Source organism: Pseudomonas sp. GW821-FHT09H03, assembly GCF_059415945.1.
In genome coordinates this window covers 72331-87810 of the sequence record NZ_JBWKOF010000004.1, presented here as the reverse complement: position 1 = coordinate 87810, position 15480 = coordinate 72331, and the positions used below count along the sequence as shown (strand labels likewise).

At 60.7% G+C, this 15480-nt stretch carries 13 protein-coding genes and 1 pseudogene; 11 read left to right on the top strand and 3 right to left on the bottom strand.

Going from position 1 to position 15480, the window contains the following annotated elements:
* Positions 1–3: 3 nt before the first annotated feature.
* On the top strand, positions 4–1602 hold the full coding sequence (locus AC07OG_RS07090) for an ABC transporter permease (RefSeq protein ID WP_218423397.1): 1599 nt from the start codon (positions 4–6) through the stop codon (positions 1600–1602).
* Positions 1599–2669 carry an ABC transporter ATP-binding protein gene (locus tag AC07OG_RS07085; RefSeq protein ID WP_495066563.1) on the top strand — a complete coding sequence of 357 codons (1071 nt, stop codon included), beginning with the start codon at positions 1599–1601 and terminating at the stop codon, positions 2667–2669. Before AC07OG_RS07090 ends, AC07OG_RS07085 begins: the two co-directional genes overlap by 4 nt.
* A 10-nt stretch (positions 2670–2679) precedes the next feature.
* Here the strand turns inward: AC07OG_RS07085 and AC07OG_RS07080 are convergent, their stop codons facing one another.
* Positions 2680–3618: a site-specific integrase gene (locus tag AC07OG_RS07080; protein ID WP_495066562.1), complete on the bottom strand. Its 939-nt coding sequence runs from the start codon at positions 3616–3618 to the stop codon at positions 2680–2682.
* Between the two features lie 278 nt (positions 3619–3896).
* Here AC07OG_RS07080 and AC07OG_RS07075 point away from each other — a divergent pair, with 278 nt between their 5' ends.
* The 5 genes and pseudogenes from AC07OG_RS07075 (at position 3897) to AC07OG_RS07055 (ending at position 8338) form a co-directional block, all read left to right on the top strand.
* Positions 3897–5075, top strand: coding sequence for an MFS transporter (locus tag AC07OG_RS07075; RefSeq protein ID WP_495066561.1), 1179 nt, complete (start codon positions 3897–3899; stop codon positions 5073–5075).
* 155 nt (positions 5076–5230) lie between these two features.
* A complete protein-coding gene (locus AC07OG_RS07070; protein WP_495066560.1) occupies positions 5231–5938 on the top strand; it encodes an HPP family protein in 708 nt (235 codons plus the stop codon).
* A gap of 98 nt (positions 5939–6036) precedes the next feature.
* Positions 6037–7509 carry a nucleobase:cation symporter-2 family protein gene (locus AC07OG_RS07065; RefSeq protein WP_495066559.1) on the top strand — a complete coding sequence of 491 codons (1473 nt, stop codon included), beginning with the start codon at positions 6037–6039 and terminating at the stop codon, positions 7507–7509.
* A 57-nt stretch (positions 7510–7566) separates the two neighbouring features.
* Positions 7567–8052 (top strand): LEA type 2 family protein, encoded by a 486-nt coding sequence (locus tag AC07OG_RS07060; protein ID WP_060542234.1) that lies wholly within the window; start codon positions 7567–7569, stop codon positions 8050–8052.
* Positions 8053–8081: 29 nt separating this feature from the next.
* Positions 8082–8338, top strand: a pseudogene (locus tag AC07OG_RS07055) (hypothetical protein).
* 2 nt (positions 8339–8340) lie between these two features.
* Here AC07OG_RS07055 and AC07OG_RS07050 read toward each other — a convergent pair.
* Complete coding sequence (locus AC07OG_RS07050) at positions 8341–9357, bottom strand: AraC family transcriptional regulator (protein ID WP_060542236.1); 1017 nt, start codon at positions 9355–9357, stop codon at positions 8341–8343.
* A gap of 163 nt (positions 9358–9520) precedes the next feature.
* Between AC07OG_RS07050 and efeU the strand changes: the two genes are divergently transcribed.
* The 4 genes from efeU to efeO (AC07OG_RS07030) are packed head-to-tail and all read left to right on the top strand — an operon-like array spanning position 9521 to position 13728.
* Positions 9521–10360: an iron uptake transporter permease EfeU gene (efeU, locus tag AC07OG_RS07045; protein WP_495066558.1), complete on the top strand. Its 840-nt coding sequence runs from the start codon at positions 9521–9523 to the stop codon at positions 10358–10360.
* 8 nt (positions 10361–10368) lie between these two features.
* Entirely contained in the window at positions 10369–11559 is a 1191-nt protein-coding gene (gene efeO / locus AC07OG_RS07040; RefSeq protein WP_218423126.1) for an iron uptake system protein EfeO, read from the top strand.
* Between the two features lie 18 nt (positions 11560–11577).
* Entirely contained in the window at positions 11578–12876 is a 1299-nt protein-coding gene (gene efeB, locus AC07OG_RS07035; protein ID WP_495066557.1) for an iron uptake transporter deferrochelatase/peroxidase subunit, read from the top strand.
* Between the two features lie 27 nt (positions 12877–12903).
* Complete coding sequence (efeO, locus tag AC07OG_RS07030; RefSeq protein ID WP_495066556.1) at positions 12904–13728, top strand: iron uptake system protein EfeO; 825 nt, start codon at positions 12904–12906, stop codon at positions 13726–13728.
* A 261-nt stretch (positions 13729–13989) separates the two neighbouring features.
* On the opposite strand, the gene pssA is transcribed toward efeO (AC07OG_RS07030), so the two are convergent.
* Positions 13990–15333: a CDP-diacylglycerol--serine O-phosphatidyltransferase gene (gene pssA, locus AC07OG_RS07025; RefSeq protein ID WP_060542241.1), complete on the bottom strand. Its 1344-nt coding sequence runs from the start codon at positions 15331–15333 to the stop codon at positions 13990–13992.
* Positions 15334–15480: the final 147 nt, after the last annotated feature.

The window sequence follows — 15480 nt, the reverse complement described above, 5'->3', positions numbered from 1 at the left end:
TTGATACCTGAAAGCCTGCCAGCGGACGTCGCCGAGGCGACGTCCGCAAACCTGCGTCGACGGTCCCGCGGAGTGTTCGCCGGACGCGGCGGTGCGTGGGTGATCGGTTTATCCGTGCTGGTTTCGTTGCTGGCATTGCTGCCAATCGCCTACGTCATCGGGGTCTCCCTGCAGACTGGCTGGTCGAGCGTGGTGACGCTGGTGTTCCGGCCACGGGTCGGCGAACTGCTGGTTAACACCGTGTTGCTGGTGCTGCTGACGATCCCCCTGTGCGTGGCACTGGGCGTGACGCTGGCATGGCTCACGGAGCGCACGAACCTGCCGGGCAGGCGCTGGTGGTCCTTGCTGGCGACCGCGCCACTGGCCGTACCCGCCTTCGTGCACAGCTATGCCTGGGTCAGTCTGGTGCCACCGATTCACGGGCTGTTTGCCGGGGTGCTGGTCTCGGTCATCGCCTATTTCCCGTTTCTGTACCTGCCGGTGGCGGCGACCCTGCGCCGCCTCGATCCAGCCATCGAAGACGTCGGCGAATCCCTTGGGCTAAAACCCTGGGCGGTGTTTTTCCGTGTGGTGCTCCCGCAACTGCGCCTGGCCATCTGCGGTGGAGCCTTGCTGGTCGGCCTGCATCTGCTGGCCGAGTACGGCCTGTATGCGATGATTCGTTTCGACACCTTTACCACGGCGATCTTCGACCAGTTCAAATCGACCTTCAACGGGCCCGCCGCGCACATGCTGGCCAGTGTTCTGGCGCTGTGTTGCCTGGCGATGCTGACCCTGGAATCGGCGGCCCGAGGTTCTGCGCGCTATGCCCGGGTCGGTTCGGGAAGTGCCCGGGAGCAACGGGTGCTGCGCCTCAAGACAACGTCGACGGTGCTCGCACTGGCCCTGTTGATCCTGACCTGCCTCCTCGCCCTGGGTGTTCCGTTGATTACCCTGGGCAACTGGCTGATCGCCGGTGGCGTACAAGTCTGGGACATGGCTGAATTGCTGCCGGCCCTGGAACAGACCTTGCTGCTCGCAGTTGCCGGCGCGGCACTGACAACCTGCGCGGCGATCCCGATTGCCTGGCTGTCGATTCGCTACCCCGGCCGTATGCAACGGATGCTGGAAAGCTGCAACTACATCACAAGCTCCCTGCCGGGGATTGTCGTCGCGCTGGCCCTGGTGACGGTCACCATCCATTTCGCCCGACCGATCTACCAGACCACGATCACCGTCTTGCTCGCCTATCTGCTGATGTTTCTGCCCCGGGCCCTGGTGAGTCTGCGCGCAGGCATCGCCCAGGCGCCGGTGGAGCTGGAAAACATCGCCCGCAGTCTTGGTCGCTCACCCTCCCGGGCACTGTGGCTGATCACCTTGCGCCTTGCAGCCCCCGGGGCCGCTGCCGGCGCGGCGCTGGTGTTCCTGGCCATCACCAACGAATTGACGGCCACCCTGCTGCTCGCCCCCAACGGCACGCGCACACTGGCCACCGGGTTCTGGGCGATGACCAGCGAAATCGACTACGCCGCCGCTGCACCCTATGCCTTGCTGATGATTGTGCTGTCACTTCCGCTGACCGCAATCCTGTATCACCAATCGAAAAAAACGGCCGGCCGATGAGCACACTTGAACTGCATGCCCTCAACAAATCCTATGGCTCCTATCGCGCCCTGGACAACGTCAGCCTGTCGGTGCCCAGCGGCAGCCGCACGGTTGTCGTCGGCCCTTCCGGCTCGGGCAAGACTACGTTGCTGCGGATGATTGCCGGTTTCGAATTTCCCGACACCGGGCGCCTTTCGCTCAATGGCCAGACCCTGGTCGACAACACCCACGAAGTACCGGCGCATCAACGCCTGATTGGCTACGTGCCGCAAGACGGCGCCCTGTTCCCGCACATGACCGTGGCCGCCAACATTGGCTTCGGCCTGTCGATAAAGGGCACGGAAAAACAGCAACGCATTGCTGAGTTGATGGACAGCGTGGCACTGGATTCGAAAATGGCCGAGCGCTGGCCCCACGAACTGTCCGGCGGCCAGCAGCAACGCGTGGCGCTGGCGCGCGCCTTGGCGCAACAGCCACGTTTGATGTTGCTGGATGAGCCGTTTTCGGCCCTCGATACGGGGTTGCGCGCCGCGATGCGCAAAATGGTCGCACGACTGCTCGAAGACACCGGCGTCACGACCATTCTGGTGACCCATGACCAGAGTGAAGCCTTGTCATTCGCCGATCAGTTGGCGGTGATGCGCCATGGCCGGCTGGTCCAGTCGGGGCACCCCCTGGATTTGTATCGTTACCCCGAGGATGAGCAAACCGCGCTGTTCCTCGGTGACGCCGTGGTCATGCCCGCGCGGATCGAGGCCGGCTGGGCCCATTGCGACCTGGGGCGGATACCGGTCAACAACCATCGCAACAACAGCTCGGCACAGATCATGCTGCGGCCCGAACAGTTGCAACTGATCAGTATTCTGCCCAATGACGTGGACGCTGGCGGATGCAGAGCTGTCGTCACCGAGCGCGACTTCAGCGGCAACACCTGCACCCTGACGGTGGAACTGCAGACTTCGGCCAGCGATGAACTCCCCGGTCGATCACTGCTGGTACGCAGTTCGGGCATGTACGCACCACCGGCCGGCAGTGCGGTTCAGGTCTCGACCATCGGCCATGCCCATGTCCTGAACGAAGCCTGAGCTAGCAAGTTCAAAGATCGAAACGATCGACCGCCCGCCGCCGCTCATTGTCATCGCGCACATCGTAGTTGGCCGTGGTCTGGATGTTGCTGTGATGCGCCAGTTTCTGCGCAATCGACAAGTCATGCTCCTCGATCACCCGGGTAATGAATGAACGCCGGAAATCGTGGGGCATGATTTTCACTCCGACCTGCGTCCCCCGTTGCCGGGCAATGTAGTAGATGGCGTGTTTGGTGATGCGCTCGCGGGTGATATGACTGCCGCGCCGGATTCGGTTGAACAGGAACGGATCGTCCACCTCCCCTTCCTTCAACTGCGAGCGACGCAGCTCCAGCCATGCGGCCAGTTTCTCGAAGGCCCAGGCCGGGGCATATTTGATCAGCTGCTTATTGCCTTTGGCGGTGACCTGCAGGCTGCGCTCGGCGAAATTGACCTGACTCAGTTCAAGGTTGACCGACTCCGACTTGCGCATCCCCGAGCCGTACAGAATACCGATGATCGCCGCGTCGCGCAGCCCCTGTGGCCGTGGATCGGCCGCACACACGGCCATCAGTTCCTGGATCAGCGTGCGGCGCAGATTGCGCCCCTGGGACAGCCGCGTGCCGGCAATGCCCTTGACCGTACGCATTTTCAGCAAATGCTCCTGACTGATCAGGCTCATGCGCCAGGCCTCGTTCATCACCCCGCGCACTGCGTTGACGTACAGCGAGGAGGTGTTGGGCGCGTAGCCGTCGGTACGCAAGGTCGCCACCAGTGCGATGACATCCTCGGGCTGCAGGTGATGCCAGGGGATTTCCTCGATGTCGCTGTCTTCGAAACCGAGACGGTCGGCGGCATCTTGCAGCACATAGCGCATGGTCAACTGGCTTGAGGGCGCCAGTCGCGCCAGGTACAGGGTCAGCGGACTGGTGATGGAATTACGTTTATCAGCAGTAGACAAGTCAATCAAACGGAACAGCCTTGAGAGATAACGACAGAAAGAAAAAATTGATAATTAGAACATTTTTCGGATACAGCTAAAAACTACTGCAGGACTTTTCCCGCTCAATGGCAGGAAATGAACAGCTTGCCAACCTGCTTTCCCCCGGCCGATGTGCGGCGATAACGCATTGCCTTTGTGGCCATCGACGCAGTGCGATGCGCTCTGGATTGCCTTGACTGTCACATTAAAGGCAGCATGATCACTCCGACGACCCAGCCTGCCTGTGAATAAGGACATTCGTTCCAGTGGCCACCTACTCCCTCGTTATTCGCCGGTTACTGATCTGCTCGCTGACCATTGTTGTCAGCCGCGCCATCACCAGCCCGCTGCTCACGCTCTTCGTCAGCGACAAGCTTGGGCTGGACCAACAAGACGTCGGCCTGCTGCTTGGCATAGCGGTGTTCATCGCCACTCTGCTCGCCCTTTATGGCGGCTACATCATTGATCGCTTCGAAAAACGTCGGTTGCTGATCCTCGCCATGCTCTCCAGCGCCATCGGCCTGATATTGCTGACGTTTGCCAGCAACCTCTACCTGACCACTCTCACCCTGATCGTCACCGAGACTGCCTCAGCGTTGTTCCTCATCGGTTCCAAGGCGATCCTCAGTGAAAACCTGCCCGTGGGCCAGCGTGCCAGGGCGTTTTCCCTGAGCTACACCCTGACCAACATCGGCTACGCTGTCGGCCCGATGCTCGGTGTGGTGATCGCCGGTGCCTATACCGCTGCGCCGTTCCTGATTGCAGCGGGCATCGCGTTTTTCAGCATTTTCCTGATGACCGGGATTCCCGGGGATACGCCGCAGGCTCCTGTCATCGGTCGGGCTCAAAGCTTCCTTAAAACCCTGATCACCCTGAAAAACGACCGCACGCTGATCATGTTCACCTGTGGTTGCCTGCTCAGCACCGTGGTCCATGGCCGTTTTACTTTCTACTTGTCGCAATACCTGTTGATGACCAGCAATCCCGGGCACACCATGCAGATCATGGCCGCTCTGCTGGCTTGCAACGCCTTCAGCGTGATCCTGCTGCAATACCAGATCGGGCGTTTCCTCAAGCGAGAACAGCTGCGTCACTGGATAGTCGCGGGTACTGCACTGTTCATTGTCGGCCTGATTGGCTTCAGCCTGGCAGACAGCCTGATCTCCTGGTGTGTGGCGATGTTCATTTTTACCCTCGGGGAAATCATCATCTACCCGGCCGAATTCCTCTTCGTCGACACCCTGGCTCCGGAAGAACTGCGTGGCAGTTACTACGGCGCACAAAACCTGGCGGCGCTAGGCGGCGCATTGAGCCCGGTGATTTGCGGCTTCCTGTTGATGCACACACCCGCTCCAACGATGTTTTATGCCCTGAGCGCCCTGGCGGCGGTGGGCGGTCTGTTGTGCTTCATGAGCGGGCGTCGCGCTTCGTTAAAGCAAAATTAATGCACTGAAAATTCATTAATATGAATTTGTCAGCATATGAGCTGAACGGCACACTATCGCCCGTTCCTCCCCCAATGGCAGGAACAACTTCAAGGGCTTTCCGGAATTCCCGGCCAAGCCCTTTTTTTACCTCGTTTTTTTGGAGCTTTTTGCAAATGTTTTCCCGCTGGTTACCTGCCACCATCAATACCCGCCCGAGCGAATGGAGTCGTGCCGCCATCGGCATGGCAATGGGGACACTGCTCAGTGTCTGGGTCTGCAGTCTGGTGTTCGGTATCGAAGTGGCACAACACCTGATTGGCCCGCTGGGAGCATCGGCAGTACTGCTATTTGCCGTGTCGTCCGGCGCCCTGGCCCAGCCCTGGTCTATTCTCGGCGGCTACCTGAGCGCCGCGCTGGTTTCCCTGTTGATGGCCCATCTGTTGGGCCGTACGCTCGGCAGCGCCTGCCTGGCAGCGGGTTTGGCCGTGGTCCTGATGTGCTGGCTGCGCTGTCTGCATCCGCCAGCCGGCGCCTTGGCCCTGACGCTGGTGCTGGCCGATCCGGCCACCATCGCCATGGACTGGAAAGCCCTGGGACCGGTCATGCTTGGCGCGGCGACGATGTTGCTGTGCGCCCTTGCCTACAACAACCTGACGCGGGTTCGCTACCCTAAGCGTGCCAGTGAACCGGTAGCCCTTATTCCTGCCGATCACCCGCCTGTCGACAGCCAGGCAATCACCACCGAGGATCTCAAACGCGCACTGGCGGACATGGAGGCTTTCTTTGACGTCACCCCCGAAGACCTCGAACAACTGATACACGCCAGCGAGTTGCATGCCAGGCGCCGTAGCGTCGGCGAGGTACTGGCGCCACGGCTCTGAGCAAACGCGCGCCGAGTCTTTTTTGCGGTAGGCAGACGGTTCTGGCATCCTGCGCCTCCATTTTCCGACCCGGCCAGCCTTTTGGCACGCAGACCACCATGACCGCCTCTGAAAAAGTCCTGAGCACGCACAATAATGACCTGATCTACGGCCTCCATGACCGCCCACACCTGAGCGCGACCATCTTCGCCGCCCTGCAGCACGTATTGGCGAGTTTTGTCGGCATCATCACGCCGACGCTGATCATGGGCAGCGCCCTTGGGCTGCAAAGTGAAGTGCCTTACCTGATCAGCATGGCGTTGTTCGTCTCCGGCCTGGGCACCTTCGTTCAAGCGCGGCGCTTCGGCCCGGTCGGGTCGGGATTGCTGTGCCTGCAGGGCACCAGCTTCTCGTTCATCAGCGTGATCCTCAGCGCCGGTTTCATGGTCAAGGCCCGGGGCGGTGGTACCGATGAGATTCTCTCGACCATCTTTGGCGTGTGTTTCTTCGCCGCATTCATCGAAGTGGTGTTGAGTCAGTTCATCGGCAAGCTGCGGATGCTGATCACTCCGGTCGTCACCGGCACTATCATCACCCTGATGGGGCTGTCGCTGATCAAAGTCGCCATGACCGATATCGCTGGCGGCTTTGGCGCGCCTGACCTGGGTGCCGCCAGCCACTTGGGGCTGGCCGCACTGGTGCTGGGGACAATCGTCGTCTTGAACCGGGTGGATGTGCCGTTCCTGCGCCTGGGCGCCATTGTAATTGGCCTGACCCTCGGTTATTTCGTCGCCTGGCTGATAGGACACGTCGATTTCAACAGCCTGCCCGCCGTTCCGCTGATGAGCGTACCTGTGCCGTTCAAGTACGGCTTCTCCTTCGATTGGCTGGCATTCATCCCGGTGGCGGTGATTTTCCTGGTGTCGCCGCTGGAAGCCGCCGGTGACCTGACGGCCAACTCGATGATTTCCCGGCAACCGGTCAAAGGCCCGATCTACATTCGCCGGATCAAGTCCGGCCTGCTCGCCGACGGGCTCAATTCGGCCATGGCCGCCGTCTTCAACAGCATGCCGATGGTGACCTTTGCCCAGAACAATGGGGTGATCCAGCTGACGGGCGTGGCCAGCCGCTATGTGGCGTTTTTCATTGCCGGCCTGCTGGTGCTGCTCGGATTGTTCCCGATGATCGGCGCGCTGCTGCAACTGATGCCCAAACCCGTGCTGGGCGGTGCGGAGCTGGTGATGTTCGGCACCGTCGCCGTGGCCGGCATCAAGATCCTCGCCGAGGCCGGGCTGCACCGGCGCAATATGCTGATCGTGGCGATCTCCATCGGCATGGGCCTGGGCGTGGCCGCGGTGCCGGAGGTCTTGCGCGAGCTGCCCAAGGCGCTGCACAACATTTTCGAGTCGCCCATCACCGTTGGCGCGCTGTGCGCTATCGTTCTTAATATCTTCCTGCCTGAAGAATTCATCGAGCTGGAAGAAGACGATTTCGATCCGGAAGCCTCGATTCTGCAAGTCATGGAGAATCCGGAGGTACCGGCCAAGGGTGGATCCTCGACGCCGGCAGGTCTCACACAGTCAAACCGCTAGACTGGCTCAGGGTTGCGCCGTCGGCGGTCCAGCCCTTTACCAGACGAGAGCATACCCATGCGTAGCGTCCACGCGGTGTTGATTTCCTTCCTGTTGCTCTTGCTGGGTGCCTGTACCACATATCCCTATTCATATCCCCATCGCGATCCGGTGAAGGTCAGCGTTGTTGGCCTCGAACCGCTGCGGGGCGAGGGTATGGAGATGCGATATACGGTACACATCCGCGTGCTGAACCCCAATCGAGCGGCCATCAACTTCCACGGCGTGGCACTGGACATGGACATCAACGGCCATCCATTTGCCTCAGGGGTCACGGACGGATACGGTTCGGTTGAAGGTTATTCCGATACGGTGGTGAGTGTTCCGGTGAGCGTTTCGGCGTTTTCGGTGATCCGCCAGACCTACGGCTTGGGCCAGATGCAATCGCTGAACAACATGCCCTATATCCTGCGTGGAAAACTGGGCGGTGGCTGGTTCAGCACCACGCGCTTCATCGATAGTGGCAATCTAAACCTGCCGGGGCCTACTACCGGCAGCCGTTAACAGAGCCTGCTCAAGGAACGTTTCCCCCTATGGAAGACACACCCACGCTTGTCACCGAGCGCCTGATCCTGCGGCCATTGAAACTGGCAGACGCCGATGCTATCCAGCAGCAGTTCCCGCACTGGGAAGTGGTGCGCTACCTCAACGCTTTCGTGCCCTGGCGCGCAAGCTCTCCGAACGCACTGGCATGCGCTTGATTCGCAGCGACTCAGGCAGGTTTGTCGCCGGGCAGTTCACCCGGGAGGTCTGGGAAATCACCCGCGAGGAGTGGCTGGAGCGCCGCTGAGATTACTCAACTTCATTGAGGATCAGGCTGCGGTAATGCCCCGGATTGGAACCGGACCACTTGCGAAAGGCTTTGTAAAACGAGCTGACATCGGCAAAGCCCAGGCGCGTGGCGATCTCGGCGAAGCTGATGCTCGGCTCTGCCAGCCAGACGATGGCCAACTCCTTGCGCACGCTGTCCTTGAGCCCCTGATAGGTCTGGCCCTCTTCGGCCAGGCGGCGGCGCAAAGTCGAGGCCGACATGCACAGACGCTGCGCCAGCGCTTCGGTTTCCGGCCAATGTTCGCCGGGTAATTGCCGCAGGTCATGCTTGATGCGGCTGGCCAGGCTCTGCGAATCGCGGTATTTGACCAGTATGTTGGCCGGTGCATAAGCGAGGAACCGCTTGAGCTCTTCAGCGCTGCGCTTGATCGGCAGGTCCAGGCAATCGGCCGAGAAAATCATCCGCGTGCGTGGGCGGTCGAAACGCAGGTTCTCGGAGAACATCACCTGGTAGTCATCGCAAAAATCCGGCCGCGGGCAGCGCAATTCAATGGCCAGGATCGGAATCCGCCGTCCCGCCAGCCAGCAGGCAACACCGTGCACGATCATCCAGTAGGTGAAATAGCTGAAGGCCCGGCGCGGTTCATGGTCGTCTTCGAGCAGGACGATTTCTGCCAGGCTCTGCTGGCGTACCAGCAGTGCCGGCATGCGCTCGAACATCAACGACAGGAACCCCAAAGCACAGTTCAGGCCAGCCGCCAGGCTCGGCTGGGCCATGGCGTAACGACACAGATAAGCAAAACTGCCGGATTTGAGTTTGCGCGGGTCCATGCCAAAAAATTCATCGTCCCCCCGCCGCGCCAGCAGTCGCCACAAACGCGCATAAGCGCTGGCCGGTACGCGGGCGTCGGCACTGCCCAGCAACTGCGGATCGATGCCGACCTTGCTCAACACCTCTTCAGTGGCAACGCCCGGGGCGCAGCTTTGCAACAGCGCTTCACGCACCAAGTGGATGGAGATGGTGTCTTTTTCCGACATTGAGCGAGGCGAACCCTATTGTTTGAGTGGCTGGCATATTAGCGCAGGCTGCGATCTTTTGATCTGTTCAGCTTAGGTTCAGGAAATAGCAATCAATGCCATATAGGAATGAGTGTCATTATGTTACAACTTAGCTCCCTATCTAAATCCGAGACGCCGCTGAATGCTTGTTCCTTTTCTGATCATGCTGCGCGAAGGCATCGAAGCGGCGCTGATCGTCGGCATCATCGCCAGCTACCTTAAACAAACCGGCCGCGGCCAATGGATGCCCGCCGTCTGGATTGGCGTATTCCTTGCCGCAGCCCTGGCCCTGTTGGTGGGCGGTGGCCTGGAACTGGTCAGCGCCGAATTCCCGCAAAAGCAGCAAGAACTGTTTGAAGGCGTCATCGGTCTGCTGGCGGTCGGCATCCTCAGTTCCATGGTGTTCTGGATGCGCAAGGTCGCCCGCTCGATCAAGCATTCGCTGCACGTCTCCCTCGACCACGCTTTGAGTGGCTCCAAGCACCAGGTGACCGCGCTGATCGCCATGGTGTTTTTCGCCGTGGCCCGGGAAGGCCTGGAAACAGTGTTCTTCCTGCTCGCCGTGTTCCAGCAGAGCGAAGGCCCGGCGGCACCGGTCGGCGCCCTGCTCGGCCTGGTTCTGGCGATCATCGTTGGCGTGCTCATCTACAGCGGCAGCATGCGCCTGAACCTCAGTGAGTTTTTCCGCTGGACCGGGCTGTTCATCCTCGTGGTCGCCGCCGGAATCCTCGCCAACTCTGTGCAGGCTTTGCATGAAGCCGGGCTGTGGAATCACCTGCAAACGGTACTTTTCGACATCAGCGCCACGCTGCCGATGGATGGCCCCCTGGGCTCGGTACTGGCCGGCATGTTCGGTTATCAGGATGCGCCCACCGTCAGCACCCTTGGCGCCTGGCTGTTGTATCTGTTGGTGGCGCTGGTGTTGTTTTTTTACCCGGTCGCCACTCCCGTCAAACAGTCTTCCAGCATTTCCAGTCAGTAAGGGCACCCATGCCAAATCAAACCCCACCCTCTCCCCGCGTCCTGCGCTGGGCGGTGGCCGGTTCGGTGATCGTGATGATCGCCGCCGGCGGCCTGTTCTACTACGCCTCGACCATCGCTGCCGCCAAGCGCCAGGCCAACCACGATGAAGTACTGGTGACCATCCATCCGCACAGCTGTGAACCCAATGCCCTGACGGTCCCGGCCGGTCGCGCCAGTTTCCGCATCGTCAACCGCTCTGAGCGTGCCGTCGAATGGGAGATCCTCGACGGTGTGCTGGTGGTGGAGGAACGGGAAAACATCGCCCCCGGACTGAGCCAGGTGATCAATGCCAACCTGTTACCCGGCGACTACGCGATCACCTGCGGCCTGCTGAGCAACCCGCGCGGCACCTTGCACGTCACACCCACCGCTGCCTCCGATGCGGCCGCCAAGGCCAGGCCATCGATGGTGGCTTTTGTCGGGCCACTGTCGGAATTTCGCGTGTACCTGAGCACCCAGGGCAGCGCCTTGATCAAGGCCGTCAGCGCCCTTGAACAGGCGATCGAGGCCGGCGACCTCAGCCAGGCGCAAGCCTTGTACCTGCCGGCCCGCGCCGCCTATCAACGGCTCGCCCCGGCCGCGCAACGTCTGGCACAGCTGGATAATGCGATCAATGCGCGCGCCGACTATTTCGAAAAGCGCGAGCAAGACCCGGGCTTCAGCGGCTTCCACCGCATTGAATACGCCCTGTTCCAGCAGCGCAATCTCGACGGTCTGGCGCCGGTCGCCCAGGGCCTGTTGACGGATGTCACCCGCCTCAAGCAGCAACTGCTGGCCCAGTCGCTGCCGCCGGAGCAACTGGTCAGCATCGTCCTGCGCAATCTCAACAACCTCGCTGATGTTCGCGCCAGTAGCGGTGAAGAAGAACGCTACAGCCACAGCGACCTGAACGGCTTCGCCGCCAACCTTGAAGCGTCGCGCAAAGTCGTCGATCTGTTACGTCCGCTGCTGGTGAAGTCCGCCGCCGACCTGCTGCTCCAAATCGACAGTGCCCTCAACGCTTTTGATACCGAACTCAATGGTTTCAAGGTCAACGACGGCTATGCCAGTTACGACAGTGTCAGTGCCGGGCAACGCCAGCAGATCGCCGACAAGGCCAAGGCACTGGCCGCCGCACTCGATGCAATCGATCCCGCCCTTGGCCTTTGCGGCCTGTAAACAGAAGACCCTTTTTCGATGAATGATTCAGAGCAATTCAATCTCCAGCGCCGTCGTGTATTGATGGGCATGGGGGCCGCCGGTGTTGCCCTGGCAGGTACGGCACTGAGCTGTCCGGCCATGGCCGCAAGCCCGGCGCAAGTCACCGAAGCGCCTAGCAGCGACAAGACCGAAGACCGCCACGCTTTTCATGGCAAGCACCAGAGCGGCATCGTCACGCCCCGCCCGGCGTCGGGCATGCTGGTGGCGTTTGATGTGCTTGCCAGCGATCGCGAAGATCTCGAGCGGCTGTTTCGTACGCTCAACGAGCGCATCGCGTTCCTGATGAAGGGTGGCCCGGTGGCCGAGGTCGACCCGAAACTGCCACCTGTGGACTCGGGCATCCTCGGTCCGGTGGTGACCCCGGACAACCTGACCATTACCGTTTCGGTGGGCCATTCATTGTTCGATGAGCGCTTTGGCCTGGCCGACGCCAAGCCGCGCCGGCTGACGCGCATGGTTGGCTTTCCCAACGATGCGCTGGAGGCAGACTGCTGCCACGGCGACCTCAGCCTGCAGTTCTGCGCCAACACAACTGACACCAATATCCATGCCTTGCGCGATATCGTGAAGAACCTGCCAGACCTGCTGCTGGTGCGCTGGAAACAGGAAGGCAGCGTGCCGCCCCAGGCCCCGGCCAAACCCGGCCTGCCGGCCCAGAGCGCGCGCAACTTCCTCGGCTTTCGCGACGGCTCGGCCAACCCCGATTCCAACGACGCCAAAGCCATGGACAGCCTTGTCTGGGTGCAGTCCGGCAGCGACGAACCGGCATGGGCAGCCAACGGCAGTTACCAGGCAGTGCGGATCATCCGTAACTTCGTCGAACGCTGGGACCGCACACCGCTACAGGAACAGGAAAGCATTCTCGGCAGGGTCAAAAGCACCGGTGCGCCCATGGGTGGCTCCCACGAAAGCGAAGTGCCGGACTATCACAAAGACCCCGAAGGCAAGCTGACCCGACTCGACGCCCACATCCGCCTGGCCAATCCGCGTACCGCCGCGACCCAGGCCAACCTGATCCTGCGCCGGCCGTTCAACTACTCCAACGGTGTGAACAAGAACGGCCAGCTCGACATGGGCCTGCTGTTCATCTGCTACCAGGCCGACCTGGAAAAAGGTTTCATCACCGTGCAGACCCGACTCAATGGCGAACCACTGGAGGAATACCTCAAACCAATCGGTGGCGGGTACTTCTTTACCTTGCCCGGTGTTACTGGCGAGCAGGATTTCATCGGTCGCTCGCTGCTTGAATCTACACACCCGAAGACCACCGCCTGATCGGCACCACCCGCACGGAACCCTGCAATGATAAAGTCCCCCCTCGCGTTAATCCTGACCCTCGGCTTGCTCAACACCTCGCTTTCAGCTTTCGCTGCGACAGCGCCCATGGACCTGGTGGGACCGGTTTCGGACTACAAGATTTACGTCACCGAACAACTGGACGAACTGGCCAGCCATACCCGGCAGTTCACCGAAGCGGTGAAAAAAGGCGACCTGGAAACCGCGCAAAAGCTCTATGCGCCAACCCGCGTGTACTACGAGTCGATTGAGCCGATCGCCGAATTGTTCAGTGACCTGGATGCGTCTATCGATTCGCGCGTTGACGACCACGAGCAGGGTGTGGAGGCCAAAGACTTCACGGGTTTTCACCGCATCGAGTACTCGCTGTTCTCGCAAAAGAGCACCCAGGGCCTGGATGGATTGGCGGATGGCCTGAGCAAGGACATCCTGGATCTGCAGTCGCGCGTCGCCGGCCTGACCTTCCCGCCGGAGAAAGTCGTGGGCGGTGCCGCCGCTTTGCTTGAAGAAGTGGCGGCCACCAAGATCTCTGGCGAAGAAGATCGCTACAGCCACACCGACCTCTACGATTTCCAGGGCAACATCGACGGCGCGAAGAAAATCGTCGACCTGTTCCGTGCGCAGATCGAGCAGCAGGACCCGGCGTTTGTGGCCAAGGTCGACAAGAACTTCGCCACCGTGGACAAGATCCTGGCCAGGTACAAAACCCAGGACGGCGGTTTCGAAACCTACGACAAAGTGAAGGACAACGACCGCAAGGCTCTGGTTGGGCCGGTTAATACGCTGGCTGAGGATTTGTCGACGTTGCGTGGCAAGCTGGGGCTGAACTGAAGCTTCTAGCGCCTGCAAGGGCCTCATCGCTGGCAAGCCAGCTCCCACAGGGGGGATTTGTAGTCGTACGCAGATTTACTCTGGGAGCTAGCCTGCTGGCGATGAGGTCGGCACACCCGACATCACTGGCGACTGACACGCCGCCATCGCCGGCAGGCCAGCTCCCACAGGGGATTTGTAGTCGTACGCAGATTTACTGTAGGAGCCGGCTTGCTGGCGATGGCATTTGTGAAATGACCATCGCTGGCAAGTCAGAACCCATTACAGGATGCGGTAGAGCAACCGCTCGATGCGCACCCGGCTGACGCGCTTGAGGAACTTGGCCACGCCTTCCGGATATTCGGCGAGGGTTTGCAGATCCTGGAAGCGCTCAATGCGTCGGGTGTGCTGGAAGATTTCCGCCAGTTCCTTGCTGCGCGGCGCCTGCAGTTCACTTTTCGGATCATCGATCAACAAGGCGTTTTCCAGATCGAGACGGAACGCCCGCGGATTGAGGTTGTTGCCGGTCAGCAAGGTGTAGCGCTGGTCGACCCACATACCTTTGAGGTGATAGGTGTTGTCGCCATCACGCCACAGGTGCAGGTTCAACTGGCCGCTGTCGATGTTGCGTTGATGCCGTTTGGCGAACCGGCGCAGACTGATTTCGTACAAGTACGGCAGCGCCGAGATGACCTTGAACGGCTCGCTCGGCGGAATGTAGAAGTCGTTGGCGGTCTTGTCGCCAACCACGATGTCAATCTTCACGCCTCGCGCCAGCGCCCGGTTGATTTCCCGGGTCACGGCCAATGGCAGGTTGAAATACGGCGTGCAGATGGTCAATTGATCCCGGGCGCCGGCAATCAATTCGCCAATGACCCGGCTCAACGGGTTGTTCTTGCCAACCCCGAGCAACGGGCTGACCGACAGCCCCGCCTTGTCCGTGGTGCCTGCAGTGGTGTCGTACGCGGCGTGTTTGAGGCGGCTGCGCAGGTCGCCGATATCGTTGCGCAGACTGCGGGTGGTCGGCAGGTTCGGCAGGTCGAGGCGATGCACGGCCTTGGAAGCGACCAGACCGTGCTGCACCAGGTGGTGCATCGAATCGGCCAGGTCGCGGTTGTGCAGCAAGTGATAACGGTCGTAACGGTACTTGTCGAACTTGTGCAGATAGACGTTGTTCAGACTCGCGCCGCTATAAATAACGCAGTCATCGATCACGAAGCCCTTGAGGTGCAATACGCCGAACAGCTCGCGGGTTTGTATCGGCACGCCGTACACCGGCACTACGCTTGCGTGGGTGCGGGTCATTTCCTGATACCAGGCGGAGTTGCCTGGCTGCTTGCCGGCACCGATCAGGCCGCGCTGGGCGCGCAACCAGTCAACGGCCACCACCACGTCCAGTTCAGGACGCGCCAGTTTGGCCGCGTGCAGGGCATCGAGAATTTCCTGGCCGGCCTCGTCCTGTTGCAGGTACAGGGCAACGATATAGATGCGCCGGGTTGCACTGGCGATCTTTTCCAGCAGGCAACGACGGAATTCGGCTGCGCCGCAAAGGATGCTGACGCTATCGGCGGTCAGCGGAAAACTGCGCAGTTTTGGCAGCAGAGAGCGTTTGAAAAGCGACGGCATAGGGCTCGCAATGGGTCGAATCCGAAGAACCCGAGAGCTTACACCATCGACGGGGTCGGGTCTTGTCACTGTCTGTGAAGCCGCTTTCGCGAGCAAGCCCGCTCCCACAGGGGGATCTTCGTTGGGTTGAAGATCGCTTACAAAATA

Coding starts and splice junctions, on each gene's coding strand:
- AC07OG_RS07085 (WP_495066563.1), top strand. CDS start 1,599: ATGAGCACACTTGAACTGCATGCCCTCAACAAATCCTATGGCTCCTAT.
- AC07OG_RS07070 (WP_495066560.1), top strand. CDS start 5,231: ATGTTTTCCCGCTGGTTACCTGCCACCATCAATACCCGCCCGAGCGAA.
- AC07OG_RS07065 (WP_495066559.1), top strand. CDS start 6,037: ATGACCGCCTCTGAAAAAGTCCTGAGCACGCACAATAATGACCTGATC.
- AC07OG_RS07060 (WP_060542234.1), top strand. CDS start 7,567: ATGCGTAGCGTCCACGCGGTGTTGATTTCCTTCCTGTTGCTCTTGCTG.
- AC07OG_RS07050 (WP_060542236.1), bottom strand. CDS start 9,357: ATGTCGGAAAAAGACACCATCTCCATCCACTTGGTGCGTGAAGCGCTG.
- efeU (WP_495066558.1), top strand. CDS start 9,521: ATGCTTGTTCCTTTTCTGATCATGCTGCGCGAAGGCATCGAAGCGGCG.
- efeO (WP_218423126.1), top strand. CDS start 10,369: ATGCCAAATCAAACCCCACCCTCTCCCCGCGTCCTGCGCTGGGCGGTG.
- efeB (WP_495066557.1), top strand. CDS start 11,578: ATGAATGATTCAGAGCAATTCAATCTCCAGCGCCGTCGTGTATTGATG.
- efeO (WP_495066556.1), top strand. CDS start 12,904: ATGATAAAGTCCCCCCTCGCGTTAATCCTGACCCTCGGCTTGCTCAAC.
- pssA (WP_060542241.1), bottom strand. CDS start 15,333: ATGCCGTCGCTTTTCAAACGCTCTCTGCTGCCAAAACTGCGCAGTTTT.